Annotated in this window: 23 protein-coding genes; 20 read left to right on the top strand and 3 right to left on the bottom strand. The window is 68.8% G+C overall.

Going from position 1 to position 26138, the window contains the following annotated elements; all coding sequences use genetic code 11:
* The first annotated feature begins 498 nt into the window (after nt 1-498).
* A complete protein-coding gene (locus ACFSJG_RS14595) occupies nt 499-732 on the top strand; it encodes a WhiB family transcriptional regulator (protein WP_171018669.1) in 234 nt (77 codons plus the stop codon).
* Between the two features lie 196 nt (nt 733-928).
* Here the strand turns inward: ACFSJG_RS14595 and ACFSJG_RS14590 are convergent, their stop codons facing one another.
* The gene (locus tag ACFSJG_RS14590; protein WP_378485904.1) at nt 929-1423 is read right to left on the bottom strand and encodes a metallopeptidase family protein; all 495 of its coding nucleotides are present in this window, start codon (nt 1421-1423) and stop codon (nt 929-931) included.
* Between the two features lie 120 nt (nt 1424-1543).
* Between ACFSJG_RS14590 and ACFSJG_RS14585 the strand changes: the two genes are divergently transcribed.
* From ACFSJG_RS14585 to lpqB, 14 genes are all read left to right on the top strand, one after another.
* Nucleotides 1544-1909, top strand: coding sequence for a DUF3499 domain-containing protein (locus ACFSJG_RS14585; RefSeq protein WP_378485903.1), 366 nt, complete (start codon nt 1544-1546; stop codon nt 1907-1909).
* A gap of 169 nt (nt 1910-2078) precedes the next feature.
* Nucleotides 2079-3455 (top strand): phosphomannomutase/phosphoglucomutase, encoded by a 1377-nt coding sequence (locus ACFSJG_RS14580; protein ID WP_378485902.1) that lies wholly within the window; start codon nt 2079-2081, stop codon nt 3453-3455.
* A gap of 207 nt (nt 3456-3662) precedes the next feature.
* Nucleotides 3663-4811, top strand: coding sequence for a tobH protein (locus ACFSJG_RS14575; protein ID WP_378485901.1), 1149 nt, complete (start codon nt 3663-3665; stop codon nt 4809-4811).
* Nucleotides 4812-6032, top strand: a complete 1221-nt coding sequence (gene manA, locus ACFSJG_RS14570) for a mannose-6-phosphate isomerase, class I (protein WP_378485900.1) — start codon at nt 4812-4814, stop codon at nt 6030-6032.
* A gap of 132 nt (nt 6033-6164) precedes the next feature.
* Complete coding sequence (locus tag ACFSJG_RS14565; protein WP_378485899.1) at nt 6165-7727, top strand: amino acid permease; 1563 nt, start codon at nt 6165-6167, stop codon at nt 7725-7727.
* A 186-nt stretch (nt 7728-7913) separates the two neighbouring features.
* Entirely contained in the window at nt 7914-9125 is a 1212-nt protein-coding gene (locus ACFSJG_RS14560) for an alkane 1-monooxygenase (RefSeq protein WP_378485998.1), read from the top strand.
* A 2-nt stretch (nt 9126-9127) separates the two neighbouring features.
* Nucleotides 9128-9295 carry a rubredoxin gene (locus tag ACFSJG_RS14555; protein ID WP_378485898.1) on the top strand — a complete coding sequence of 56 codons (168 nt, stop codon included), beginning with the start codon at nt 9128-9130 and terminating at the stop codon, nt 9293-9295.
* Nucleotides 9296-9306: 11 nt separating this feature from the next.
* On the top strand, nt 9307-9480 hold the full coding sequence (locus ACFSJG_RS14550; RefSeq protein WP_007537977.1) for a rubredoxin: 174 nt from the start codon (nt 9307-9309) through the stop codon (nt 9478-9480).
* A gap of 59 nt (nt 9481-9539) precedes the next feature.
* Nucleotides 9540-10172: a TetR/AcrR family transcriptional regulator gene (locus ACFSJG_RS14545; protein WP_378485897.1), complete on the top strand. Its 633-nt coding sequence runs from the start codon at nt 9540-9542 to the stop codon at nt 10170-10172.
* Between the two features lie 52 nt (nt 10173-10224).
* The gene (ahcY, locus tag ACFSJG_RS14540; protein ID WP_378485896.1) at nt 10225-11706 is read left to right on the top strand and encodes an adenosylhomocysteinase; all 1482 of its coding nucleotides are present in this window, start codon (nt 10225-10227) and stop codon (nt 11704-11706) included.
* A gap of 97 nt (nt 11707-11803) precedes the next feature.
* Complete coding sequence (locus ACFSJG_RS14535) at nt 11804-12445, top strand: dTMP kinase (protein ID WP_378485895.1); 642 nt, start codon at nt 11804-11806, stop codon at nt 12443-12445.
* A 66-nt stretch (nt 12446-12511) separates the two neighbouring features.
* Entirely contained in the window at nt 12512-13189 is a 678-nt protein-coding gene (gene mtrA, locus ACFSJG_RS14530) for an MtrAB system response regulator MtrA (RefSeq protein WP_378485894.1), read from the top strand.
* An 11-nt stretch (nt 13190-13200) separates the two neighbouring features.
* Complete coding sequence (gene mtrB / locus ACFSJG_RS14525) at nt 13201-14928, top strand: MtrAB system histidine kinase MtrB (protein ID WP_378485893.1); 1728 nt, start codon at nt 13201-13203, stop codon at nt 14926-14928.
* A complete protein-coding gene (gene lpqB / locus ACFSJG_RS14520; protein ID WP_378485892.1) occupies nt 14925-16688 on the top strand; it encodes an MtrAB system accessory lipoprotein LpqB in 1764 nt (587 codons plus the stop codon). Before mtrB ends, lpqB begins: the two co-directional genes overlap by 4 nt.
* Before the next feature lie 15 nt (nt 16689-16703).
* Here the strand turns inward: lpqB and ACFSJG_RS14515 are convergent, their stop codons facing one another.
* Complete coding sequence (locus ACFSJG_RS14515; protein ID WP_378485891.1) at nt 16704-18686, bottom strand: MDR family MFS transporter; 1983 nt, start codon at nt 18684-18686, stop codon at nt 16704-16706.
* Between the two features lie 169 nt (nt 18687-18855).
* Here ACFSJG_RS14515 and ACFSJG_RS14510 point away from each other — a divergent pair, with 169 nt between their 5' ends.
* From ACFSJG_RS14510 to secA, 3 genes are all read left to right on the top strand, one after another.
* Nucleotides 18856-19515, top strand: coding sequence for a ComF family protein (locus tag ACFSJG_RS14510; protein ID WP_378485890.1), 660 nt, complete (start codon nt 18856-18858; stop codon nt 19513-19515).
* Nucleotides 19516-19690: 175 nt separating this feature from the next.
* Entirely contained in the window at nt 19691-20359 is a 669-nt protein-coding gene (gene hpf / locus ACFSJG_RS14505; protein WP_378485889.1) for a ribosome hibernation-promoting factor, HPF/YfiA family, read from the top strand.
* 234 nt (nt 20360-20593) lie between these two features.
* Complete coding sequence (secA, locus tag ACFSJG_RS14500; RefSeq protein WP_378485888.1) at nt 20594-23473, top strand: preprotein translocase subunit SecA; 2880 nt, start codon at nt 20594-20596, stop codon at nt 23471-23473.
* 9 nt (nt 23474-23482) lie between these two features.
* Here secA and ACFSJG_RS14495 read toward each other — a convergent pair whose 3' ends face one another.
* A complete protein-coding gene (locus ACFSJG_RS14495) occupies nt 23483-24061 on the bottom strand; it encodes an Rv3235 family protein (protein ID WP_378485887.1) in 579 nt (192 codons plus the stop codon).
* A gap of 217 nt (nt 24062-24278) precedes the next feature.
* On the opposite strand from ACFSJG_RS14495, the gene ACFSJG_RS14490 reads away from it, so the two are divergent.
* A complete protein-coding gene (locus ACFSJG_RS14490) occupies nt 24279-24701 on the top strand; it encodes an HAD-IA family hydrolase (protein ID WP_378485886.1) in 423 nt (140 codons plus the stop codon).
* A gap of 14 nt (nt 24702-24715) precedes the next feature.
* Entirely contained in the window at nt 24716-26131 is a 1416-nt protein-coding gene (locus ACFSJG_RS14485; protein WP_378485885.1) for a WS/DGAT/MGAT family O-acyltransferase, read from the top strand.
* The last annotated feature ends 7 nt before the right edge of the window (nt 26132-26138 follow it).

Here is a 26138-nt window from a genome sequence, read left to right as displayed (position 1 = left end):
GGCGGTGCCCGGTGCGGTGGGCACACCCCCGCCGGGCCTGCTCGCGCGGGTGCGATGCGCGACACGCTGTTGACGGGCGGGAACGCGTTTCTTGCGGAAACCGGTATTCGGGGATGGTAAATATTCGGACTTCCGGCTTGACCCTGCTCAGTGGTCCGTGTCTAATCACGTGTATGTCATTTTGCGGTCGCCGTCCGGGAACGGATGCAGTACCGCCGTTTTCGATCCGGTGTTCCGTCGGTGGATTCACCATGGTGTCGCTCAATGACATTGTCGGGGAGGCAATTTCAACAAGTCAGGAAGTTCTGCGCTATCAAAGGTGAGGAGGCGGAACGGATGGCCATCCAGCACGAAGTGTCGAGTATTCGAACGAGCGCGCTTGGCAACGAACCGCAGACCGATTCCATGGCAGGAGCAGCGGGGGGCGCCTGCCGGCCCGAGGGTGAGAGTGACAGCGATCGCCCCGTGTTGAGCCTGATCGCCGGCGGTTTCGACGCAATGTTCGAGGCCGTCGAGGATCAGTGGCAAGACCGCGCGCTGTGCGCGCAAACAGATCCCGAGGCGTTCTTCCCCGAAAAGGGAGGGTCGACTCGTGAGGCGAAGCGGATCTGCCTCGGATGCGAGGTGCGAGACGACTGCCTCGAGTACGCGCTCGCCAACGACGAGCGATTCGGTATCTGGGGCGGACTTTCCGAACGGGAACGCCGCCGCCTCAAGCGAGGCATCATCTGACGCGCTGAATCTCCTCGAGGTTCGGCGCGTGTGTTTTTCGGGCCGACTGTCATTCGATCGACCGGCCGCGTGGTCGACGGTCGATCGAATGACAGTCGAACACCGGACATTTCGGCTTCGGTGATGTCCTGCCTCTGCCCGCCCACGCGAATGTTCGCCTGTCGGAACCTCACTCGTGCCGCCGGCGTCATGCGCCTCAGTCGTCCGGGTCGTCCGTCATCTCCGGATCGATGACCTCCGGTCCCACGCCGAGGTAGGTCGCGACCTGCCGGACCAGGACCTCGTGCAGCAGGTCGACGAGTTCGTCCGGGTGCTTCGCTCGCAGTTCGAGCGGGCGCCGGAACAACACCAGTCTCGCGCGGGTGGCGTTCCCGTGTCGATCCACTCCCGCGGGCACCAGACGTGAGAGGGGCACAGGCCCCTCCGCGACAACTTCCGGCGGCCAGGTCACCGAATCGGGATCGAGCGCCCGGATCTTCGGCACCTCGTCGACCGCGACGTCGAGTTTGGTCATCCGCTCGTGCCATCGGGCGTCGATCGGTGCGAACGCCTCCAGGACGAGCATGTCGAACTGCTCGGCTCGACTCCGCCACGCCGGGACCCCTGGCGGGAGAACGGGCCCGCGAATCCCACGCCCGCGCCGAGCCGCGGAACGCGAGGTCAGTGGACGTCCGTGTCGGGCTCTGTGCATGACTGTCGATGCTACCGAGACCGGCCGTGCCGCACCCGTCGCCTACGTCCACCCGGCGCGGTGTCCGAATCCGGTGTGTCCGAGTAGGCGGTGACCGGTCGGGGCGCTACCCTCTCATTCGTGAGAGGACTGCGTCGATGCTGCCGGCCCGGGTGCAAGAACCCCGCCGTTGCGACGCTGACCTACGTCTACTCGGACTCCACCGCGGTCGTCGGTCCGCTCGCGACCGTCGACGAACCGCATTCCTGGGACCTGTGCGAGGCGCACGCTTCCAGGATCACGGCGCCCAAGGGCTGGGAGCTCGTTCGCTACGAGGGTGGATTCTCGAGTTCCACCCCCGACGAGGACGATCTGACGGCCCTCGCGGAGGCGGTTCGTGAGGCAGGTCGCGGTGAGGGGCCGAGCGTGGACCGCGTCACGCCGACACCGGCGGCCCGAACCGGGCGACGCGGCCACCTGCGGGTACTGCCGGATCCCGGGAACTGAGCCGGTCGGCGATGTGCCGTGGGTCACCGTCGTGAAACGAGGGTCCGGCGGGACGTGTAGCCATGGCACTAGGGTGATCTCGGCACGCCCGCAACCGGGTGGCGACACGCAGTGTGCAACTCCGGACCGCGCCGGCGCCCGACCGCACAACCGAACGAGGAGACCCGTAGTGGCACGAACCGCCGAATCCGTCCATGCCGTCATCAAGGCATACGACGTCCGCGGCGTCGTCGGTGAGCAACTCGACAGTGACTTCGTGCGGGACGTTGCGGGGTCCTTCGCTCGCCTGATGCGCGAGGACGAGGCGCAGCGGGCGACCCGCATCGTGGTCGGTCACGACATGCGGGCCTCGTCTCCGGAACTCGCCGCCGCCTTCGCCGACGGGGTGACCGCCCAGGGCCTCGACGTGGTTCTCATCGGGCTGGCGTCGACCGACCAGCTGTACTTCGCGTCCGGACTGCTCGACTGCCCGGGCGCCATGTTCACAGCGAGCCACAACCCGGCCCGCTACAACGGCATCAAGCTGTGCCGGGCCGGCGCGAAGCCGGTCGGCCAGGACACCGGGCTGGGCACCATCGCGCAGGACGTGATCTCGGGTGTGCCGGGCCACGACGGTCCGCACGGGAAGACGACCGAGCAGGACGTCCTCGGTGACTACGCGGCCTTCCTCGGCGGACTCGTCGATCTCACCGGCATCCGTCGGCTCACCGTCGCGGTGGACGCAGGCAACGGCATGGGTGGGCACACGGTGCCCGCGGTGTTCGGTCCGCTGCCGCTGACGGTGGAGCCGCTGTACTTCGAACTCGACGGCACGTTCCCCAACCACGAGGCGAACCCGCTCGATCCGAAGAACCTCGTCGACCTGCAACAGCACGTCCGGGCGACCGGCGCGGACATCGGGCTGGCGTTCGACGGCGACGCCGATCGCTGCTTCGTCGTCGACGAGAAGGGCAACCCGGTCTCGCCGTCGGCCGTGACCGCGCTCGTCGCGCAGCGCGAACTGGCGAAGGAGCCGGGGGCGACGATCATCCACAACCTGATCACGTCGCGGGCGGTACCCCAACTGGTCACCGAGCTCGGCGGCACACCGGTTCGTACCCGGGTCGGCCACTCGTTCATCAAGCAGCAGATGGCGGAGACCGGTGCGGTGTTCGGCGGCGAGCACTCCGCGCACTACTACTTCCGCGACTTCTGGGGCGCCGACTCCGGAATGCTGGCCGCGATGCACGTTCTCGCCGCGCTCGGCGAACAGGACCGGCCGCTCTCCGAACTGATGGCCGGCTACAACACCTACGCGGCGTCGGGTGAGATCAACTCGACCGTCGCGGACGCCGGGCAGCGGACCGAGGCGGTGCTCGCGGCCTTCGCCGAGCGCACGGCATCCGTCGACCGCCTCGACGGCGTGACCGTCGACCTCGGCGACGGCGCCTGGTTCAACCTGCGTGCGTCGAACACGGAGCCCCTGTTGCGGCTGAACGTGGAGGCTCGTACCGGCGCACAGGTCGACGCGCTCGTCGACGAGATCCTCTCCGTGGTGCGTGCCTGACCGAAGCAGCGCCCGAGACGTCGCCCGAGGTCGGACCGACCCGAGCGGCCGGGCATTCCGCCGGCACGCGAACGGGACGGAGGCACCGCGAGCCGTGCGCGTGACGAGGCGACCACACTTCCCGTCCCGGCGGTGCGAGAATGGTCGAATCGGGCAGTGTGGGTCCGGGCGGTTCGACATCGGTCAGTGCGAGAAAGGCAGGTTGCCATGACGGCTCCATCACCCCTTCTCGATCTCGACGACGCCGCGAGCGTCGCCGCTGCCGACACCGAGGGCGCGATGCGTGCGGCCGCCCTCGGCGGAGCCCAGGTCAGGTCGGTCGCCGAGGCGGTCGGTGAGGGGCTCCTCGACCGGGTCCGGGAGATGCGCCCGCGGAGTGTCGTCGTCGTGACGGCGGGCGGGCGAGCGGCCCGCGCCGCAGCCGTCCTCGAAGCCTCCGTCGGTCCGCGCCTCGGGGTGCCGATCGTTCACACGCCCGTCGTCCCGCCGTGGGTCGGTTCGCTCGACGTCGTGGTCGTGGCCGGCGACGACGCCGGTGATCCGCGGCTCGTCTCCGCCGCGGACTCGGCGCTGCGCAGGCGCGCCGAACTCGTCGTCGTTGCACCGGACGAGGGTCCGTTGCGCGCGGCCGCGGCAGGACGCGCCGCATTGCTCGCGCCGCGGGTACGCACACCCGACCGGCACGGTTTCCTGCGCTACCTGGCGGCAGGCGTCGCCGTGCTGGGAGCCCTCGACTCCGGCCCGCGCGTGTCGTTGCCCGACCTCTCGGAGCTCGCCGACGTCCTCGACGGGGAGGCGGCCCGCAACCATCCGTCCGCGGAGGTGTTCCACAATCCTGCGAAGTCGCTGGCGGTCCGGCTTCAGAATCGCCGAGTCGTGATCGCCGGGGACGGCCCCGCGACGACGGCGCTGGCCGGACACGCCACCGACATGCTTCTGTGCGCGGCGGGGTCGTCGGCCGTCGCAGCGGGACTGTCGGACGTGCTGGCGTCGGCGCCGCTGCTGTCGGGGGTGGGTGAGCTGCCTCCCGGATACGACCCGCTCTTCCACGACGAGGAACTCGACGGACCGGCGCCGGTGACACCGGCGCGGGTGTTCGTGCTGGCGACGTCGCAGTCGCGGGTCGCGACGACCAGGCGCCTCGGCGCGCTCGCCGACGCGGAACTGGTCACGGCAGCGCCCGACGCGGACGACCTCGCAGCGGGTGACCATTACGGAACAGGGGACAGTGAGATGACGAGTCGGGCCGCGCACGGTCCCGCTCAGGGGGAGCGCGCCGAGATGGAGCAATTGGCGGTGCTTGCCGTCCGTGTCGAGATGGCTGCCGTGTACCTACGGTTGATCGGCGGTCGTTAGGTGCACGTTCTGCAGGGCGCGCTCCGCACCTACGCCTGGGGGTCGCGCACCGCGATCGCCGAACTGTGCGGCCGGCCGGTTCCCTCCGATCACCCGGAGGCCGAACTGTGGCTCGGTGCCCATCCGGCGAATCCGTCGCGACTGAGGATCGGCGCCGACACGGTGTCGCTGCTCGACACGATCGCGGAGGACCCGGCCGGGCAACTCGGCCCGCGGGCCCGGGCCGGATTCGGCGACCGTCTGCCGTTCCTCCTCAAACTGCTCGCCGCGGACGAGGCACTGTCGCTGCAGGCGCACCCCAGCGCCGCTCAGGCGAAGGAGGGATTCGCGCGGGAGGAGGCCGCGGGCATCCCGCGGGACTCGGCGGTGCGCAACTATCGCGACGACAGCCACAAGCCCGAACTCGTCGTCGCCCTGACCCGGTTCGAGGCACTCGCCGGGTTCCGTGCGCCGGACCGAACCGTCGAACTGCTCCGCGCACTGCGCGTTCCCGAACTCGACCACTACATCGCGTTGCTCGAGGGGCAGCCCGACTCGTCGGGTCTCCGGGCCCTGTTCACGACGTGGATCACCCTGCCGCAGCCGGCGCTGGCGTCGCTGCTCCCGCAGATTCTGGACGGCTGCGTCCGGTACCTGTCCGCGCCGGGCGAGTCCCGGGAGTTCGCGCCCGAGGTGCGGACCGTCCTCGAACTGGGCGAGTCCTATCCGGGGGACGCAGGGGTGCTCGCGTCGATCCTGCTCAATCGGGTCACGCTCGAACCCGGTGAGGGGCTCTACCTCGCGGCGGGCAACCTCCACGCCTACCTGCACGGGCTGGCTGTCGAACTGATGGCGAACTCCGACAACGTGCTGCGCGGTGGCCTCACGCCGAAGCACGTCGACGTGCCGGAGCTGTTGCGGGTTCTCGACTTCGAGCCGCTCACCGGTCCGGTCCGGACAGCCACTCCGATCCCGGGTGACAGCGCGGTGCACGTGTACGACACGCCCGCGCCCGAGTTCGCGCTCTCGCGCATCGACCTGACACCGAGGTCGCCGAGCGCCGAACTGGGACGGACGGGGCCCCGCATCCTGCTGTGCACCGCTGGATCGGTCTCCCTGCGCTGCGGTGGCCAGGAGCTCGAGCTGGCGCGCGGCGAGTCGGCGTGGATCGCCGCCTCGGACCCGCCGGTGGAGATCGTCGCGACCGCGGATGCGCAGGTGTTCAGCGCCACCGTCGGCTGAGCCGACCTCCGGCACCTCCGCCGAGCAGGCCGTCGGCGTTGCCGAATCGACGCTTCCGAGGTGACGCAAATTCGCGGAGGGAACGGCGGCGGGCAATAGGCTCGGACGGTACCCCAGTCGAGGAGGCCTGCGATGGCAGATCACGAGAGCCCGGGTGGCGCAGCCGCACGGCGGACGGGACTGCGACGGATCAAGTCGGTCGAGCAGTCGATCGCCGACACCGACGAGCCGGACAGCAAACTCCGCAAGGACCTGACCGCGTGGGACCTGACCGTCTTCGGCGTCGCGGTCGTTGTCGGTGCAGGCATCTTCACCCTCACCGCCCGGACCGCGGGCAACGTCGCGGGCCCCTCGGTGTCGCTGGCATTCGTGCTCGCCGCCATCGCCTGCGGCCTCGCCGCCCTGTGTTACGCCGAGTTCGCGTCGACGGTGCCGGTGGCGGGCAGCGCCTACACGTTCTCGTACGCGACGTTCGGTGAGTTCGTCGCGTGGATCATCGGCTGGGACCTGATCCTCGAGTTCGCGCTCGCGGCGTCCGTCGTCGCGAAGGGGTGGTCGCTGTATCTCGCGGACGTCATCGGCGCGGAGTCGACCGTCGTGCAGATCGGCGGTGTCGACTTCGACTGGGGTGCGGTGCTGTTGATCGCGGCGCTGACCTCGTTGCTGGTGACCGGGACCAAGCTGTCGTCGCGGGTCTCCGCGGCGATCACCGCGATCAAGGTGTTCGTGGTGCTGTTGGTGATCGTCGTCGGCGCGTTCTACATCACCGGGTCCAACTACTCGCCGTACATTCCGCCGTCGCAGCCGGGCGAGACGGGCGAGGGCATCCACCAGTCGCTGTTCTCGTTCCTGACGGGCGCGGGCGGGAGCACGTTCGGGTGGTACGGACTGCTGGCCGCGGCGTCGCTGGTGTTCTTCGCGTTCATCGGTTTCGACGTCGTCGCGACCACCGCGGAGGAGACGAAGAATCCGCAGAAGGCGCTGCCGCGCGGCATCCTCGGCTCGCTCGCGATCGTGACCGTCCTGTACGTGGCGGTGACGCTGGTACTGACGGGAATGGTCAACTACACCGAACTGTCGGGGGAGGACTCGACACTGGCGACGGCCTTCGAGTTCCACGGCATCACCTGGGCGCAGTGGGTGATCAACCTCGGCGCCCTCGCCGGCCTGACCACGGTTGTGATGGTGATGCTGCTCGGCCAGACCCGCGTCGCGTTCGCCATGTCGCGCGACGGTCTGCTGCCCACGCCGTTGGCGCACACCGGCAAGCGCGGAACCCCGGTCCGGATCACGCTGATCGTCGGCGTGATCTCCGGAACGCTCGCGGCCTTCTTCCCGATGGGCACCCTCGAGGAGATGGTCAACATCGGCACCCTGTTCGCGTTCGTGCTCGTGTGCATCGGTGTCGTGGTGCTGCGCCGCACCCGGCCCGACCTCGAGCGAGGATTCCGGGTCCCGTGGGTGCCGCTGATCCCGATTCTCGCGGTCCTCGCGTGTCTGTGGCTGATGCTGAACCTGTCGGTCGAGACGTGGATCCGATTCGTGGTCTGGATGGCGATCGGCGTCGTCGTGTACTTCGCATACGGGCGCAGGCACTCGCTCGTCGGAAAGCGGCAACGTCCGCAGCCGGGCGTCGAGTCGGAGGCGCTCGACCATCTGGGCGGACCCGACGAACCACGTCATCGGGGGAAGTGAATCCCTCTCACTCCGGACCAGGCACCACCGACCAGGACACGGCCTCGGCGAACCGCCGGGGCCGTTTCCTTCGACTCGCGCGGTTTACAAATCACCGACTATGTATAGACAGACGACAAACTGTCGAATAGTGTCGAATCTCGAGTGGTGCGGGTCACATCGGTGGCCCTCGGCCTGGAGGTGGGGATGGACATGCGAACGGAACGCGAGACGCCGGTGGTGTGGCGCGACAAGAAGCGTTACCTGTGGCTGCTCGGTCTGGTGCCGCCGACGGCGGTGTTCCTCGCGGCGGCGCTGGTGTGGGGGTTCAACGAACTCGGCTGGGAGTCGGTGTCGCCGGTCTGGTGGTGGATCGGTCCGATCCTCGTCTACGGCCTGCTCCCGGTTCTCGACGTCTTCTTCGGGCCGGACGGGCAGAATCCGCCCGACGAGGTGATGGAGCAGCTCGAGAACGACCGGTACTACCGCTGGTGCACCTATGCCTACATTCCGTTCCAGCTGGTGAGTCTCGTGTTCGCGTGCTACCTGTGGACCGCCGACGACCTGACCTGGCTCGGAATCGACGGCGGACTCGGGTGGGTGTCGAAGGTCGGGCTCGCGCTGAGCATCGGCGTGATGGGTGGCATCGGCATCAACACTGCCCACGAACTGGGACACAAGAAGGACGACCTCGAGCGGTGGCTGTCGAAGGTCACGCTCGCGCAGACCTTCTACGGCCACTTCTACATCGAGCACAACCGCGGGCACCACGTGCGCGTGTCCACGCCGGAGGATCCGGCGAGCGCTCGATTCGGTGAGACGTTCTGGGGGTTCCTGCCGCGCAGCGTGTGGGGCAGTCTGCGCTCCTCGTGGGAGTTGGAGAAGGCGCGTCTGCAGCGACTCGACAAGGGGCCGTGGACGATTCGCAACGACGTGCTCAACGCGTGGCTGATGTCGGTGGTGCTGTGGGGTGCCCTGGTCGCGGGGTTCGGCTGGGAAGTGCTGCCGTTCCTGCTGATTCAGGGAATCTACGGGTTCTCGCTGCTGGAGACCGTCAACTACCTCGAACACTACGGGCTGCTGCGGCAGAAGACCGCGAGCGGTCGGTACGAGCGGTGCACGCCCGAGCACAGCTGGAATTCGGACCACATCTGCACCAACATCTTCCTCTACCACCTGCAGCGGCACAGTGACCATCACGCGAATCCCACGCGCCGCTATCAGACGTTGCGCAGCATGGACGGTGCACCGAACCTGCCCAGCGGGTACGCGAGCATGATCACCTTGGCGTACGTCCCGGCCGTCTGGCGCCGGGTCATGGACCGCCGGGTGCTCGACCACTACGACGGTGACATCACCAGGGTGAACGTGCACCCGTCCAAGCGGGACCGGATCCTCGCCCGGCACGGGGCGGCGTGACGATGGCGGCGTACGTGTGTCCCGTGTGCGAGTACGTGTACGACGAAGCGGAAGGTGCTCCGCGAGAGGGATTCCCGGCAGGCACGGTCTGGGAGCGAGTTCCCGACGACTGGTGCTGTCCCGACTGCGGTGTGCGGGAGAAGATCGACTTCGACAGAAAGATCTCGTGAAGGTGGCTGTCATGAAGCTCTACCGATGTGTCCAGTGCGGATTCGAATACGACGAGGAACTGGGCTGGCCCGAGGACGGCATCGAACCCGGCACCCGCTGGGAGGACATCCCGGACGACTGGAGTTGCCCGGACTGCGGCGCCGCCAAGGCCGACTTCTACATGGAGGAGGTGGCACGTCCGTGACCGGGTGTGGTGCCGTCGCGGTTTGACGACGTCGCGTCGCCGGTGTCAGGGTCGCCCTCATGACGAACCGCGTTCCGTTTCAGCAGGCCACCCGAACCCTGCTGCGTGACTCGGTGCTCGGCGCGATGCGGGAACTCCTCGCGGGCAAGGACTGGTCGGAGATCACCATGACCGACGTCGCCACTGCCGCCGGGGTCAGCAGGCAGACCGTCTACAACGAGTTCGGCTCCCGGCAGGGACTGGCTCAGGCGTACGGGCTGTCGCTCGCAGACGTCTTCGTCGACACCGTCGACGCCGCCGTGTACGCGCACGTCGGTCGCGCACACGACGCGCTGGTCGCCGGGTTCACCGGATTCTTCGAACGTGCCGCGGCGGATCCGCTCGTCCAGTCCTTGCTCGGCGGGGCCGTCAAGCCCGACCTGCTCCGACTGATCACGACCGACGGCGCGGTCCTCATCGACCACGCCGCGGCCCGGCTGGCCGAAACCTTCCGGCGCAGCTGGGTGCAGGCGTCGGAGGCCAACGCCGTGGTGCTCGGCCGGGGTATCGCGAGGCTGGCGATCAGCTACATCGCGATGCCGCCGGAGCCGGACCGCGACGTGCCCGCGGACCTGGCCCGGGTGTTCGCGCCGTTCGTCGAGGCGATCGGTTCCGCAGGTGGAGACGGTCCGGGAACGACGCGGTTCCGCTAGTCCGCGCGGTACCGATAGCCTTACCTGAGATATTTCCAACCAGGAGAGGCAGATGACGACCAGCGTGTCTGTAAACAAGCTCGTGGCGGACAGCCGCAACGGAATCGACTACAAGGTGGCGGATCTCTCGCTCGCGGAGTTCGGCCGCAAGGAGATCCGGCTTGCCGAGCACGAGATGCCCGGTCTGATGGCGCTGCGTCGCGAGTACGCCGAGGTCCAGCCGCTCAAGGGCGCGCGCATCTCCGGCTCGCTGCACATGACGGTTCAGACCGCCGTCCTGATCGAGACCCTCGCCTCGCTCGGTGCCGAGGTCCGCTGGGCGTCGTGCAACATCTTCTCCACCCAGGACCACGCCGCCGCCGCGATCGTCGTCGGTCCGCACGGCACCCCGGAGGAGCCGAAGGGCATCCCCGTCTTCGCCTGGAAGGGCGAGACGCTGGAGGAGTACTGGTGGGCGGCCGAGCAGATGCTGACCTGGCCGGGCGAGCCCGCCAACATGATCCTCGACGACGGTGGCGACGCCACCATGCTCGTGCTGAAGGGCGCGCAGTTCGAGAAGGCCGGAGTCGTCCCGCCGACCGACGACGAGCACGACTCCGACGAGTACAAGGTCTTCCTGGCGTTGCTGCGCGCCTCCCTCGAGGCCGACAAGTCCAAGTGGACGACGATCGCGGCGTCCGTGCGGGGCGTGACCGAGGAGACCACCACCGGCGTGCTGCGCCTGTACCAGGTCGCCGCTGCCGGTGAACTGACCTTCCCGGCGATCAACGTCAACGACTCGGTCACCAAGAGCAAGTTCGACAACAAGTACGGCACCCGGCACTCGCTGCTCGACGGCATCAACCGCGGCACCGACGTCCTCATCGGTGGCAAGGCCGCCCTCGTCTGCGGCTACGGCGACGTCGGCAAGGGCTGCGCCGAGGCGCTGCGCGGCCAGGGCGCGCGCGTCACGGTCACGGAGATCGACCCGATCAACGCGCTGCAGGCGATGATGGACGGCTTCGACGTCAAGACCGTCGAGGAGTTCATCGGTCAGGCCGACATCGTCATCACGTCGACCGGCAACAAGGACATCATCTCGTTCGAGCACATGAAGCAGATGAAGCACCAGGCGATCCTGGGCAACATCGGCCACTTCGACAACGAGATCGACATGGCCGGCCTGGAGCGGGCCGCGGACGTCACCCGGATCAACATCAAGCCGCAGGTCGACGAGTTCACCTTCGCCGACGGTCACAGCATCATCGTGCTGTCCGAGGGCCGCCTGCTGAACCTCGGCAACGCCACCGGGCATCCGTCCTTCGTGATGTCGAACTCGTTCGCGAACCAGGTCATCGCGCAGATCGAGCTGTGGACCAAGCCGGACGAGTACGACAACGAGGTGTACCGGCTGCCCAAGCACCTGGACGAGAAGGTCGCCCGGATCCACGTCGAGGCGCTCGGTGGCTCGATCACCAAGCTGACGAAGGACCAGGCGGAATACATCGGCGTCGACGTCGAGGGCCCGTACAAGCCCGAGCACTACCGGTACTAGCGGCTCCGCAGCCTGTGCGTGAATTCCTCCCCCGGCGGGCCCCACCCGACAGGGGTGACATTCACGCACAGGCGCGCAGCGCATAGGGTCTCCGGTCGTGGGCATCCTCATCGCACTGGAAGGTCTAGACGGCGCGGGCAAGCGCACCCTCGTGGACAAGGTCGTCGCCGCGTTGACGGCGTCGGGCCTGCGGGTGGCGGTGGGTGCGTTCCCCCGGTACGGCGAATCGCTGCACGCCGACGTCGCGGCCGAGGCCCTCAAAGGTGGTCACGGCGATCTCGCGGATTCCGTCTACGGGATGGGTCTGGTGTTCGCACTCGACCGCGGTGGCTACGCCGACGAGCTTCGGAAGCTGCTGTCCGACAACGACATCGTCATCCTCGACAGGTATCTCGCGTCGAACGCGGCGTACGGTGCCGCACGACTGCGACAGCACGCCGACGGTGAGTACACGCAGTGGGTCCGGGAACTCGAACTCGGCCGGCTCGGTCTGCCCGCGCCCGACCTGCAGATGCTGCTCGACGTCCCGGTGGAGCTGGCGCGGGAGCGGGCCAAGGCGCGGGAGGCGCAGGATGCGACCCGCGAACTCGACGCCTACGAGCGCGACGGCGACCTGCAGTCCCGTACCGGCGAGGTCTACCGGGAACTCGCGTCGACGAACTGGGTCAGCCGGTGGCGAGTGCTGTCCCCGGACGTCGACCCGGCGGCGCTCGCCGCGGATCTGGCAGAGTGGAAGTGACCACGACACGCCACCCGAGCACCGTTTACGCCGGGATTCCGGGGACAGGGATGACACGATAGGGACATGAAGCCACGCATTCTGGTTGTCGACGACGACACGGCGCTCGCCGAGATGCTCACCATCGTCCTCCGCGGCGAGGGCTTCGAGCCCTACGTGGTGGGTGACGGCACGCAGGCACTGTCCGCGGTCCGGGAGATCCGCCCGGACCTGGTCCTGCTCGATCTCATGCTGCCGGGAATGAACGGCATCGACGTCTGCCGGGTGCTGCGCGCCGACTCCGGAGTGCCGATCGTGATGCTCACCGCCAAGACGGACACCGTCGACGTCGTGCTCGGGCTGGAGTCCGGCGCCGACGACTACGTGATGAAGCCGTTCAAGCCGAAGGAACTGGTGGCGCGTGTTCGTGCGCGACTGCGGCGTACCGAGGAGGAGCCCGCGGAGCTGCTGTCGATCGCAGACATCGACATCGACGTCCCGGCCCACAAGGTGACGCGGGACGGTCAGCTCATCTCGCTGACGCCCCTGGAGTTAGACCTGCTCGTGGCGCTGGCCCGTAAGCCGCGCCAGGTGTTCACCCGTGAGGTACTGCTCGAACAGGTGTGGGGTTACCGGCACGCGGCCGACACCCGCCTGGTCAACGTGCATGTCCAGCGACTGCGCGCGAAAGTGGAACGTGACCCGGAGAATCCGCAGGTGGTACTCACGGTCAGGGGGGTCGGCTACAAGGCCGGACCGCCGTGATCCGAACCCGCATGAGGCGCCGGATCAACGGCACGTTCACGCCGTTGCTCCGCCGGTTCCGGAACACGAGCCGGGCTCTGGCGCATCTGTGGCGGCGGTCCCTGCAGTTGCGGGTCGTCGTGTCGACGCTCAGCCTGTCGCTGATCGTCATCACCATCCTCGGTGTCGTGCTGACCAGTCAGATCACCGACCGGCTGCTGGAGGCGAAGATCTCCGCGGCGACCGAGGAGATCGATCGTGCGCGCGGAACCGTGCAGAGCGAGCTGGCCGGTACCGACGAATCCGCCGCGCTCAGCACCCGTCTCGACGCGGCACGAGCGTCGCTGACCAATCGGAACTCCGACTCCGGCCCGGCGTCGGGTGCGGCGGGCACGTTCGACACGGTGCTCATCGCCGGGACCGACGACCCGGCGGGTGAACCGGCCGCCGGACCGGCCGACCAGATCCCGCGCAATCTTCGGGACTTCGTGCACAACGGGCAGATCAGCTACCAGTTCACGACGGTCGCCGATCCCGACGGCTACTCCGGTCCGGCGCTGCTGGTGGGCAGCCCCGTGGTCGCCGACATTCCCAACCTGGAGCTGTACCTGGTGTTCCCGCTCGCGAGCGAGGACCGCAGCCTGTCGCTGATGCGCAGCACGCTCCTGATCGGTGGTGCGGTGCTGCTCGTGCTGCTCGCCGCGATCTCGCTGATCGTCGCCCGGCAGGTCGTGTTGCCGATCCGCTCGGCCTCGCGGATCGCCGAGCGGTTCGCGGAGGGCAAGCTGCGTGAGCGGATGCCCGTCCGCGGTGAGGACGACATGGCGCGCCTCGCGATGTCGTTCAACGACATGGCGGAATCGCTCTCGAAGCAGATCACTCAGCTGGAGGAGTTCGGCAACCTGCAGAAGCGGTTCACCTCCGATGTGAGCCACGAGCTGCGCACCCCGCTCACGACCGTGCGGATGGCGGCGGACCTGATCCACGACGGCAGCGCCGAACTCGATCCCGCGCTGCGTCGCTCGTCCGAGCTTCTCGTCGCCGAACTCGACCGGTTCGAGACCCTGCTGAACGACCTGCTGGAGATCAGCAGGCACGACGCCGGTGTCGCGGAACTCGCCGCGGAGAAGCTCGACCTGCGGATGAGTGCACGCGCGGCGGTGTCGACCATCCGTCACCTGGCCCGGGAGACCAGCACCGAGCTGATCCTCGACCTGCCCGAGGAGCCCGTCTTCGCGATCGTCGATCCGCGCCGCGTGGAGCGGATCCTCCGGAATCTGCTCGCGAACGCGATCGATCACGGGGAGGGCAAGCCCGTGCTGCTGCGGTTGCGGTCCGACAACGACGCCGCCGCGTTCATCGTCCGCGACCAGGGCATCGGCCTGCGTCCGGGCGAGGAGAAGCTCGTGTTCAACCGGTTCTGGCGGTCGGATCCGTCCCGGGTCCGCCGGTCCGGCGGTACCGGACTGGGCCTGGCGATCAGCGTCGAGGACGCCCGACTCCACGACGGCAGGCTCGAGGCGTGGGGCGAGCCCGGCGTCGGAGCGTGCTTCCGGCTGACGCTGCCGCTGGTGCGTGGACACAAGGTGACGAGCAGTCCGCTGCCCTTGCGTCCCCCGACCACCAAGCGCGTGCAGGGCAAGGAGCCGGACGGTACGGCGTCGCCCGCGGGCGAGGAGGTCGAGCACGGAGACCACGCCGAGCCGCTCGACCCCGACGAGACGGCGAGCGTTCCGATGCTGCGGGAGCGGCGGACATGACCCGGCGACCGGCCGCACTCGCCGCTGCACTGTTCGCGATCCTGGTTGTGGCGGGATGCGCGAGCGTGCCCGACTCGTCCACGCCGCAGGCGATCGGCACGATCGAGCGGTCGCCGGCGAATCCGACGGTGCCCGCGCCGACCCCGGGCCGCGAGCCGGACCTGCTGCTGCGGGACTTCTTCGCGGCGAGCACCGACCCGACCGACGGGCACGCGGCGGCGCGTCAGTTCATGACGGAGTCCGCGTCGGCGGGGTGGGACGACACCGAGAGCACGTCGATCGTGGACAAGGTCGACGTGCTTCCGGAATCGCGGTCGAACGACACCGCCAGCTACACGATCCGCGCGAACAAGGTCGGCCAGCTCGACCCCGAGGGCGTGTACGAGGCCGTCGAGGGCGCCTACGAGGCGACGGTCCGGCTGACACGGGCCGACGGAGAGTGGCGGATCGACGAACTCCCGCCGGGCGTAACCCTGGACCGGCCCCAGTTCCTCAAGACCTATCAGCGCTACTCGCTGTACTTCCTCGACCCGACCGGGTCGACCACCGTGCCCGACCTGCGGTGGATCTCGACCAATCCCCAGGACGTGGCGGACCGGCTGGTCGAGATGCTCATCGCGGGTCCGAAGCCGTCGCTCGAGGGCGCCGTGACGAACCAGCTCGACGAGGTCACCCTCGCCGAGCCGATCACCAAGACCGACGGGCGCAGCGCGGGGGTGGGAATCGGGTTCGGTGGCCTGCGAATCGAGTTGGAGGGCACGTCGACGCTCGACGTCGTCAGCCGGGACCGGCTCGCCGCCCAGGTTGTGTGGACGCTGGCGAACGCCGAGATCCCCGGCCCGTACGTCATCATGGGGGACGGCAAGCCGCTCGACGACCGGATGGCGAACGGATGGACGACGGCGGACGTGTCGTCGTCGAACCCCGGTGCCAACGCGTCCGCGGCCGCCGGTCTGCACGCGCTGCGCGACGGCGCGCTCGTGCGGGTCACGGACGGCGGCGTCGAGGCGATGCCCGGGTACTTCGGCACCGGGAACGGGTTGCGTTCGATCGCGCTGTCCCGGGACGGACTGGTTGCGGCAGGCGTGAACGCCCCCACCCGGCCGACCACCGGACCACCCGCCGCCCTGATGATCGGGGAGGTGGACGGATTCGCGACCTCGGTGATCGAGGGCGCGACATTGACGCGGCCCTCGTGGGCATACGCCGATTCGGCCGTGTGGACTGTCGTCGACGGGTCGAAGGTGGTGCGGATCTCCCGCGGGGCGTCGGGGGAGTCGGTCGCGCAACCGGTCGACACGTCGGAGATTGCCGGGCTCGGCACCACGATCACTGATTTCCGGCTCTCCCGTGACGGGGTTCGCGCAGCGATGATCGTCGACGGCAAGGTGTACGTCGTGACCCTCGTGCCGACGCCGGACGGAACCTTCAAGCTGTCGGGAGCGAGTCCGATCGCAGTCGGGCTCGGCAGTCCCGCCGTCGCACTCGACTGGTCGACGGGTGACGCCGTGGTGATCGCCCGTGCCGCGTCGGACATCCCGGTCGTGACCGTCGCGATGGACGGCTCCCGGATGGACGCGCTGCCGAGCCGCAACCTGACGCCGCCGGTGACCTCGGTGGACTCGTCGGCGACCCTGACCTTCGTCTCCGACACCCGGGCGGTCTTCCAGTTGAACAGCAACGACCCCGCCGGCGACCGTTACTGGCGTGAGGTTCCGGGCCTGACGGGTGTCAAGGCGATCCCGGTGTTGCCGGGCTGAGATCCAGCGGGCGCGCTAACGCGTCGGCGCTGCGTCGCGGAGTGAGCGGGCGATCTCGTCGAGCATCGTGTCCACGTCGGCCTGATCGCAGCCGGGATAGTCGGACACGAACTCGTGCAGCCGTCGTCGCTGCGCGTCGAGCAGCCGGTCCGCCTCGGCGTCGCCCGCGAACGTGATCGCGACCCGCTCGCCGTCGATCGTCACCATCCCGCGCCGTTCGAGGGAGCGGGCGGTCTCCTCGACGACGGTCGGCGGCGTCTTCGACGCCGTGGACATCTGTGAGGTGGTCCGGGATCGTTCCTCGGCAACCCGGCTCACCATCCACGCCTCCCCGCGCGAGAGGTCGCTGCCCGCCTCGGCGACGACGATCTCCCATATCCGCAGTCGGTGCTCACGGCCGAGTGTTCGCCAGATCGCGAGCCGCAGCTCCTCCAGCGACGACCTCTCGGTCGGCATGCCGAACGACTCGCCGGGGTCGGGTGCGCTCGTGGCTGTGCGGAGCTCGACCTCGGGCAGGAACCACGACAGCACGAAGGCGAGGAGGCCGAACGGCACCGCGAACAGGAACACGACGTGGAACGCATCGGTGAACCCGTCGAGGAACCACACCTGGACGTCCGGCGGGCACGCGGGGAGCGTGAGGGTCGAGGACTCGAGCACCTCCACCGAGCACGGACCGACGGCGCCGGGTGGTGCGGTACCGGACAGGTGCGAGTCGAGCTGCGTGTTGAACACCGCGCCGAACACGGCGACGCCCACCGCCGAGCCGATCGACCGGAAGAAGGTGGCTCCGCTGGTCCCGGCGCCGAGGTCGCGGTACTCGACCGCGTTCTGCACCGCGAGGACCAGCACCTGCATCACCATGCCGAGGCCGACGCCGAGGACGAACAGGTACATGCCGGTCACGGTGTCGGACGTGGTGCGATCCATGGTCGACAGCAGGTACAGCGCGACGGTGAAGATCGCACAGCCCACGATCGGATAGATCTTGTAGCGCCCGGTGCGACTGATGATCTGTCCGCTGGCGATCGAGGTGATGAGCAGTCCCGCCATCATCGGGATCATGCGCAGACCGGAGGACGTCGCGGTCGCGCCCTGCACCGACTGCAGGAACAGCGGCAGGAAGGTGATGGCGCCGAACATCGCGAAGCCGACGACGAAGCCGATGGTCGACGCGGTGGCGAACACCCGGTTCGTCAGCAGCCGGATCGGCATCACCGGCTCCGGAACCCGCAGCTCGACGAACACGAACGCGACGACGGTGATGACGGACGCGACGATCAGCCCCAGGATCCGCGCCGACCCCCAGCCCCAGATGGACCCGAAGCTGGTCACCAGGACGATGCACCCCGAGGCCGCCGCGAGCAGGACGATGCCGAGGTAGTCGATCGACGGCTTCGACTGTGCCTCGGTCTTCGGCAGCACGATGATCACCGCGACGAGGGCCACGATCCCGATCGGCAGGTTGATGTAGAAGACCCACTGCCAGCTGAGGTTGTCGACGAAGAACCCGCCGAGCAGTGGGCCCGCGACACTCGCGAGCCCGAACACCGCACCGAACACGCCCTGGTAGCGGCCGCGATCGCGGGGTGGCACGACGTCGCCGACGATTGCCTGCGAGAGCACCATCAAGCCGCCGGCGCCGACGCCCTGCAGCGCCCGGTAGGCGATCAGTTCCGTCATGGACGTCGAGGTGCCGCACAGCGCGGAGCCGACCAGGAAGATCACCACGCACCCGATGAACAGGTACTTGCGACCGAACAGGTCGCCGAGTTTGCCCCACAGCGGTGTCGTCGCGGTGGTCGCGAGCATGTACGCGGTGACCACCCAGCTGAGGTGCTCGGCGCCGCCGAGGTCGCTGACGATGGTCGGCAGGGCCGTGGAGACGATGGTCTGGTCCAGGGCGGACAGCAGCATCGCCAGCATCAGCCCACCGAAGATGGACCAGAGCCTGCGCTTGTCCAGGTCGCCGGTCGGCCCTGCCTGCGGCGCGGTCATCGGATCGGACCTCGGCACGACGACACCCCGGACGAACTCGTTCCCCGCGTCGGCGGCGTGCTCATGAGAAGAATTGTGACCCGGGAACGCGACGGGCGTCGTTGCGAAACGGTGGGTGGTCGTAGATCGTGTCGCGTTCGTGTCGGTGGCGGTCGGCACACTGGCCCGGGTGCGGACCCTCCTGGATCTCCTGCTGCCCCGCGAGTGCGGAGGATGTGACGCCCCCGGCACGCTGTGGTGCGCCCGCTGCGCGGGGGCCCTGTCGGGGGAACCGATCGTCGTCTCGCCGCGCCTCGACCCCGGGGTGCCGGTCTTCGCGCTGAGTGCACACACCGGCGTCGCCCGCCACGCCGTCATCGCCGCGAAGGAGCGGGGGCGCCGGGACCTCGCCCAGCCGTTCGGGCAGGCCTGGGCGCGGGCCGTGTCCGCACTGCGTGCCCGCGGCGAGATCGACCCGCCCGAACTGTCACGACTGCGGCTCGTCCCTGCGCCGACCCGGAGCCGAGCGGCACGGATGCGTGGAGGAGACCCGGTGTGCGCCGCGGCCCGTGCGGCGGCGGGTGCGCTGCGGCCGGAGCCGGTCACCGTCGACCCGACCCTCGGTTTCGTTGGGGCGGTGCGGGATTCGGTGGGGTTGTCGGCGCGGGAGCGGGCCGCGAACCTGTCCGGGCGGATCAGGGTGGAGTCGCCGCGGCCGGCGGGCGGGCCCCGAACCGTCCTTCTCGTCGACGACGTCCTCACCACCGGAGCGACCGCCACGGAGTCCGTTCACGCTCTCGCCCGAGCCGGTGTGCGGGTCGACGGCGTCCTTGTGATCACCGCCGCATGACTCGTTCGACGGTAACGCTGGCACTCGGCACGAACTCGTACTAGCGTCGCCAACACAGCCGACGACACGGGCGGGAGGTGATAGCTCCGAACCTGACGCCGGGCGGTCCCCTTCCCGGCGTAGCTCACTCCGCCGCAGGTCAAACACTTGACTCGGCCGTATTCGGGAGGTACGCGTGACGACCCCTTCGACAGCATCCGCATTCGTTCAGGACGCTGCAGAAAGCACCGGGGAATCCGAAGCCCCACGCTCCGAGATTGTGGTCAAGGGCCGCAATGTCGAGATTCCGGACCATTTCCGGGTCTACGTATCCGAGAAGCTCGCTCGACTCGAGCGCTTCGACCCGACCATCTACCACTTCGACGTCGAGCTCCAACACGAGCGCAACCGCAGGCAGGCGAAGAACTGTCAGCGTGTCGAGATCACCGCCCGGGGCAAGGGCCCTGTGGCCCGCGCCGAGGCTGCCGCCGACAGCTTCTACGCCGCGTTCGAGAGCGTGACCTCCAAGCTGGAGTCGCGACTGCGTAGGACGAAGGACCGCAGGCGCGTGCACTACGGCGACAAGACGCCGGTGTCCGTCGCCGAGGCCACCGCCGCGCTCGCCGAGGACGACTCGCTCGGGATCTCGCCCGACATCTCGCTCGAAGCGGAACAGCCGGAAGGTCCCGGCCAGATCGTCCGCACGAAGGTGCACTCCGCCGCACCGATGGCGGTGGACGACGCGCTCTACGAGATGGAACTGGTGGGCCACGACTTCTTCCTGTTCCACGACAAGGAGACGGACCGACCTTCCGTCGTCTACCGGCGGCACGCGTTCGACTACGGCCTCATCCGGCTGGCCTGAGTCTGACCGCACCGCACCGACACGCCCGCTCGCGAAGCCGGTCGAAGCCCGGCCGACGAGGAGGGCGAACCTGAGCAACAGACAAGAATGAGCGGTCGATCGACTCGCTCGGCGACCGCAGCGCCTACCATGGGATCCGGTCGAGGGTCAGCCCTCGACCGGATCCTGCTGCGAAGGGCAGCCCGATCCACCGCGTACCGACCTGCCCGCCGAGACCCAAGGACGTTCAAGCCCGTGCCGTCGTTGTCACTGTCCAAGCTGCTCCGTGTTGGTGAAGGTCGCATGGTCAAGCGGCTCAAGCACATCGCCGAACACGTCGACACGTTGTCGCCCACGTACGAGGGTCTGTCCGACCAGCAGCTGCGGGCGAAGACCGCGGAGTTCAAGGAACGCCACGCGAACGGCGAGTCGCTCGACGAGCTGCTCCCCGAGGCGTTCGCGGTGGCCCGCGAGGCGTCGTGGCGCGTCCTCGGCCAGAAGCACTACATCGTGCAGATCATGGGTGGAGCCGCGCTCCACTTCGGCAACGTCGCGGAGATGAAGACCGGTGAGGGCAAGACCCTGACCTGCGTTCTTCCCGCATATCTCAACGCCATCGGCGGTCAGGGCGTGCACGTCGTCACCGTCAACGACTACCTCGCCAAGCGCGACTCCGAGTGGATGGGCCGCGTGCACAGGGCCCTCGGGCTCGAGACCAGCGTGATCCTGTCGGGGATGAACCCCGCCCAGCGTCGCACCGCGTACGCCGCGGACATCACCTACGGCACCAACAACGAGTTCGGCTTCGACTACCTGCGCGACAACATGACGCACAGCCTCGACGACCTGGTGCAGCGCGGACACAACTTCGCGATCGTCGACGAGGTCGACTCGATCCTCATCGACGAGGCCCGCACGCCGCTGATCATCTCCGGCCCGGCCGACGCCTCCAGCAAGTGGTACGGCGAGTTCGCGCGGATCGCGCCGCTGCTGAAGCGGGACACCCACTACGAGGTCGACATCAAGAAGCGCACCGTCGGTGTGCACGAGGCGGGCGTGGAGTTCGTCGAGGACCAGCTGGGTATCGAGAACCTGTACGAGGCCGCGAACTCCCCACTGGTCAGCTACCTGAACAACGCGATCAAGGCCAAGGAGCTGTACCAGCGCGACAAGGACTACATCGTCCGCGACGGCGAGGTCATCATCGTCGACGAGTTCACCGGCCGCATCCTCGTGGGCCGCCGCTACAACGAGGGCATGCACCAGGCGATCGAGGCCAAGGAGAAGGTCGAGATCAAGGCCGAGAACCAGACCCTCGCCACGATCACCCTGCAGAACTACTTCCGCCTCTACGAGAAGCTGTCCGGAATGACCGGTACCGCCGAGACCGAGGCAGCCGAGCTGCACCAGACGTACGAGCTGGGCGTCATCCCGATCCCGACGAACAGGCCGATGGTCCGCGTCGACCAGGGCGACCTGATCTACAAGACCGAGACCGCCAAGTTCGACGCCGTTGTCGACGACGTCGCCGAGCGGCACGCCAATGGTCAGCCGGTCCTGATCGGCACGACCAGCGTCGAGCGGTCCGAGTACCTGTCGAAGCAGTTCACCAAGCGCGGGATCGCGCACAACGTGCTGAACGCGAAGTTCCACGAGCAGGAAGCGCAGATCGTCGCCGAGGCGGGCCGGACCGGCGCCGTCACCGTCGCGACGAACATGGCCGGTCGAGGCACCGACGTCGTGCTCGGTGGCAACCCGGACATCATCGCGGACGCGCACCTGCGCAAGCAGGGACTCGATCCCGTCGAGACTCCGGAGGAGTACGAGGCGGCGTGGGATGCCGAGCTCGCGAAGGTGCAGGCCCAGGTCAAGGCCGACGCCGACGAGGTGCGTGGCGCGGGTGGCCTGTACGTGCTCGGAACCGAGCGGCACGAGTCGCGCCGCATCGACAACCAGCTGCGCGGCCGTTCCGGTCGGCAGGGCGACCCGGGCGAGTCCCGCTTCTACCTCTCGCTCGGCGACGAGTTGATGCGCCGCTTCAACGGCGCGGCGCTCGAGTCGATCATGACCCGGCTCAACCTGCCCGACGACGTCCCGATCGAGGCGAAGATGGTCTCGAAGGCGATCAAGAGCGCGCAGACGCAGGTCGAGCAGCAGAACTACGAGATCCGCAAGAACGTCCTCAAGTACGACGAGGTGATGAACCAGCAGCGCACCGTCATCTACGACGAGCGCCGCCGCATCCTCGCGGGCGAGAACATGGAGGGCCAGGTCGAGACGATGATCACCGACGTGGTCACCGCCTACGTGGACGGCGCGACCGCCGAGGGATACGTCGAGGACTGGGATCTCGACCAGCTGTGGACGGCGCTCAAGACGCTGTACCCGGTCGGGATCGACCATCGGCAGCTGACGAACGAGACGGCCGAGGGCGACCGGGACGACCTCTCCCGTGACGAGCTCCGCGAGGCGCTGCTCGAGGACGTGCGGCAGGCATACGCGCGGCGTGAGGAGCAGATCGACGCCATCGCGGGCGAGAACGGCATGCGGGAGCTGGAGCGGCGAGTGCTGCTGTCGGTCCTCGACCGCAAGTGGCGCGAACACCTCTACGAGATGGACTACCTCAAGGAGGGCATCGGACTGCGTGCCATGGCGCAGCGTGACCCGCTGGTCGAGTACCAGCGCGAGGGCTTCGACATGTTCGGCGCGATGCTCGAGGGCCTGAAGGAGGAGTCGGTCGGCTTCCTGTTCAACCTGCAGGTCGAGGCCGCACCGGCGCAGCCGCAGACCGGCTGGACGACCGCCGCGGCGGCCGCCCGCGGCCAGGCGGCGCCGACAGCGCCTGCCCCGACCGCGGAACCGGTGGCTCCCGCTCCCGCCGCACCGGCGGCACCTGCCGCACCCGCGGCTCCGGCGCCTCCCGCCGCATTGCGCGCGAAGGGACTCGAGAACCGCGAAGAGGGCCGGCTCACCTACTCCGGACCCGCCGAGGACGGTACCGTGGCGGCCCGGACGTCGTCCGCGGGAAGCGGTGACGGCACCGGCGTCCCCAGCGGCGTCGTCGGCCCGACCCGCCGTGAGCGGCGGCAGGCCGAGCGGGACAACAAGAAGTCGCGGCCGAAGGGCAAGCGCTAGCCAGTCGGTCTATCCGACCTGTAGTGACGTGACCACCCATCCGGCGGCGGGCCTGCCCGCGTTTCGCCGGTGGGTGGTCGCGCGCGTTGCGGCGCGTGACGATCCGGTGGTCGGCTGCGTCGGTGGTGCGACACGTTCGACCCGGCACGCGATCGCGAATGTCCGGGGGCCGCGCGCGTAGGTGCCGAACACCTCGGCGCTGTTCGGGCCGCTGGTGGTGACGTGCACCCTCCGCAGGGCCGCGGCGCCCAGTTGCCGGCCCGGTGCCCCGGCCCGGGTCAGAGCCGCGACGAGGTCCATCGGTGTGGGTGCCAGCAACCCGATCAGTGCGGACGTGTGTCGACGCCGGTCGAGCACTTCGAGGACCGACCTCAGCGTCAGTTCGCAGAACCGTCTGCAGTCGGGTGCGGTCGTGACAGCCCCGCCACAGGGGGCGAATCGGGGGGTCGGGGTCCGGTGCGGCAGCCGCCGTCCGGATCGCAGATCGGGCCGGCCGCTGCAGCGCGGCTGCTCCGCGGTACGGGCATCGGGAACGCGCGAGCCGACCGCGGGTTCGCAGTGCGGGGCGGTGGTGACGTACGGCTCCATGAACTCTCCTCGCGCCGGGCGGCGCACTCGACGGGTGGAATCGAGCCGACTGCACGAGAGGCAGCAGGCAGGGTCGGTCGAGCCCGGGGAGAGTCCGGGACCGCAGCGAGGATCGCACGAATTCCGTTCGCCCGCACGTCGTTCGCGGGATCGACCTCGCTCGCGCCGTCGTGGGTGGTGCGGCGACGAACGCGCGGTGAGGCCGTACTGTTGGCACGTGCCAGCACTACTCCTCGACTTCGGTGGCGTTCTCGACGGTCCGGACAGCGTCCCGCTCACCGACCTCGTCGCGGAACTCCGGGCACGCGGCGTGCGGACGGCGGTGGTCAGCAACGATCCCGGCGGTGCGCGGGCGGAGCCGCTGCGGCGGCTCGGCGGCGGCCGTCTCGTCGACGAGGTCGTGCTCTCGGGGGACGTGGGGATGGCGAAGCCCGACCCGCGTGTCTACCGCTATTCGGCGCGACTGCTGGGCGTGGAACCGCGAGAGTGCGTGTTCGTGGACGATCTGCGCGTGAACGTCCGCGCCGCGGTCGCCGTCGGGATGGTCGGCGTCCATCATGTGGGGGTGGACGCCACGGTCGAGGAACTGCGAATACTGTTCGGCTCACCGGAACCGGCGCCGCCCGGCCACGGGAGATGAGGGGAGGCGAGGCAGTGGACACCAGGCTGACGACGCAGGACGCGTCCTTCTATTTCCTGGAGGCGAGCAGCACACCGATGCACCTCGGGTCGCTGGCGATCCTGCGGACGCCCGAGGGGGGCCTGGACTACGAGGACCTGCTCACCCACGTCGAGCGCAGGCTGTCCCTGGTGCCGCGGTATCGCCAGCGTGTGCGCGAGGTGGCGCTGGGGCTGGCCCGGCCGGTGTGGGTCGACGACCGCGACTTCGACATCACGTATCACGTTCGGCGATCGGCACTTCCGAAGCCCGGTTCGGACGAGCAGCTGCACGATCTGGTGGCGCGTCTGACGTCGCGGCCGCTCGACCGCAGCAGGCCGCTGTGGGAGATGTACCTCGTCGAGGGGCTGGCGGACGACCGGGTCGCGATCTTCACGAAGTCGCATTCGGCGCTCGTCGACGGATTGCGTGCGCTGGAGATCGGGCAGGTGATGTTCGACGACTGCGAGCATCCGCGGCAGGTGCCCGACGAACTGTGGATGCCGGCCCGCGAGCCGCGTGAGTCCGAGCTCGTACTGGGTGCGTTGGCCGAGATGGTCGCGCGCCCCGCCGAGGGGGTCGCGACGATCCGGCACCTGGTCGGGGACGTGGTGGGTACGGCGTCGACGGTCGTCGGAAACGCGGCGGCACTGGTCCGGACGGCGGCTGCGACGGCACCCGCGACACCGCTGAACGCGACCATCTCGCGCAACCGGAGGTTCGCGACCGCGAAGACGTCGCTGGAGGACTACCGGACCGTGCGGTCGAAGTTCCACTGCTCGGTCAACGACGTGGTCCTGGCGGTGCTGACGGGCGCGATGCGCAACTGGCTGCTGTCGCGGGGCGAGCCGGTGACGGCGTTCTCGACGGTGCGGGCGATGGTGCCGATCGCGGTGCACGTTGCCGGCGTCGAAGGCGACGCCGAGGAGGATACGGATTCGGTGCCGCGGAACTTCGACCGCCGGGCGTCGTCGCTGCTGATCGACCTTCCGGTCGGCGAGCCGAATCCGGTTGTCCGGTTGTCCCACATCGCGCATGCGACGGAGGCCCACAGCAGGCAGAACCGCACCATGACGGCGCAGACGCTGGTGCGGGTGTCGGGTACGGCACCGCCGACCCTGCACGCCGTCGGGTTGCGGCTGGCCGCGGGACTGTCGCAGCGGATGTTCAACGTGATGATCACGAACGCCCCGGGCCCGCAGGCGCCGCTGTGCCTGGGCGGGGCCCGGCTGCTCGAGACGTACCCGGTGTCCCCACTGATCCGGAACCAGGCACTGAGCATCGGCCTGACGTCGTACGACGGGCACGTCTACTACGGTTTGAACGGTGACCGGGACGCGATGTCCGACGTCGACGTGATCACCGGTCTGTTGCACGAAGCGCTCGACGAGTTGTTGGAAGCCTGCCGGTAAGGGGAGT

This window comes from Rhodococcus gannanensis, from assembly GCF_042681175.1.
GTDB classification, from domain to species: Bacteria; Actinomycetota; Actinomycetes; order Mycobacteriales; family Mycobacteriaceae; genus Rhodococcus_G; species Rhodococcus_G gannanensis.
This window is presented reverse-complemented; position numbering and strand designations above follow the sequence as displayed.

Coding starts and splice junctions, on each gene's coding strand:
- ACFSJG_RS14550 (WP_007537977.1), top strand. CDS start 9,307: ATGAAGCTCTACCGATGTGTCCAGTGCGGATTCGAATACGACGAGGAA.
- ACFSJG_RS14590 (WP_378485904.1), bottom strand. CDS start 1,423: ATGCACAGAGCCCGACACGGACGTCCACTGACCTCGCGTTCCGCGGCT.
- ahcY (WP_378485896.1), top strand. CDS start 10,225: ATGACGACCAGCGTGTCTGTAAACAAGCTCGTGGCGGACAGCCGCAAC.
- mtrB (WP_378485893.1), top strand. CDS start 13,201: ATGAGGCGCCGGATCAACGGCACGTTCACGCCGTTGCTCCGCCGGTTC.
- ACFSJG_RS14545 (WP_378485897.1), top strand. CDS start 9,540: ATGACGAACCGCGTTCCGTTTCAGCAGGCCACCCGAACCCTGCTGCGT.
- ACFSJG_RS14595 (WP_171018669.1), top strand. CDS start 499: ATGTTCGAGGCCGTCGAGGATCAGTGGCAAGACCGCGCGCTGTGCGCG.
- ACFSJG_RS14515 (WP_378485891.1), bottom strand. CDS start 18,686: ATGACCGCGCCGCAGGCAGGGCCGACCGGCGACCTGGACAAGCGCAGG.
- mtrA (WP_378485894.1), top strand. CDS start 12,512: ATGAAGCCACGCATTCTGGTTGTCGACGACGACACGGCGCTCGCCGAG.
- ACFSJG_RS14495 (WP_378485887.1), bottom strand. CDS start 24,061: ATGGAGCCGTACGTCACCACCGCCCCGCACTGCGAACCCGCGGTCGGC.
- lpqB (WP_378485892.1), top strand. CDS start 14,925: ATGACCCGGCGACCGGCCGCACTCGCCGCTGCACTGTTCGCGATCCTG.
- ACFSJG_RS14560 (WP_378485998.1), top strand. CDS start 7,914: ATGGACATGCGAACGGAACGCGAGACGCCGGTGGTGTGGCGCGACAAG.
- ACFSJG_RS14555 (WP_378485898.1), top strand. CDS start 9,128: ATGGCGGCGTACGTGTGTCCCGTGTGCGAGTACGTGTACGACGAAGCG.
- ACFSJG_RS14575 (WP_378485901.1), top strand. CDS start 3,663: ATGACGGCTCCATCACCCCTTCTCGATCTCGACGACGCCGCGAGCGTC.
- ACFSJG_RS14565 (WP_378485899.1), top strand. CDS start 6,165: ATGGCAGATCACGAGAGCCCGGGTGGCGCAGCCGCACGGCGGACGGGA.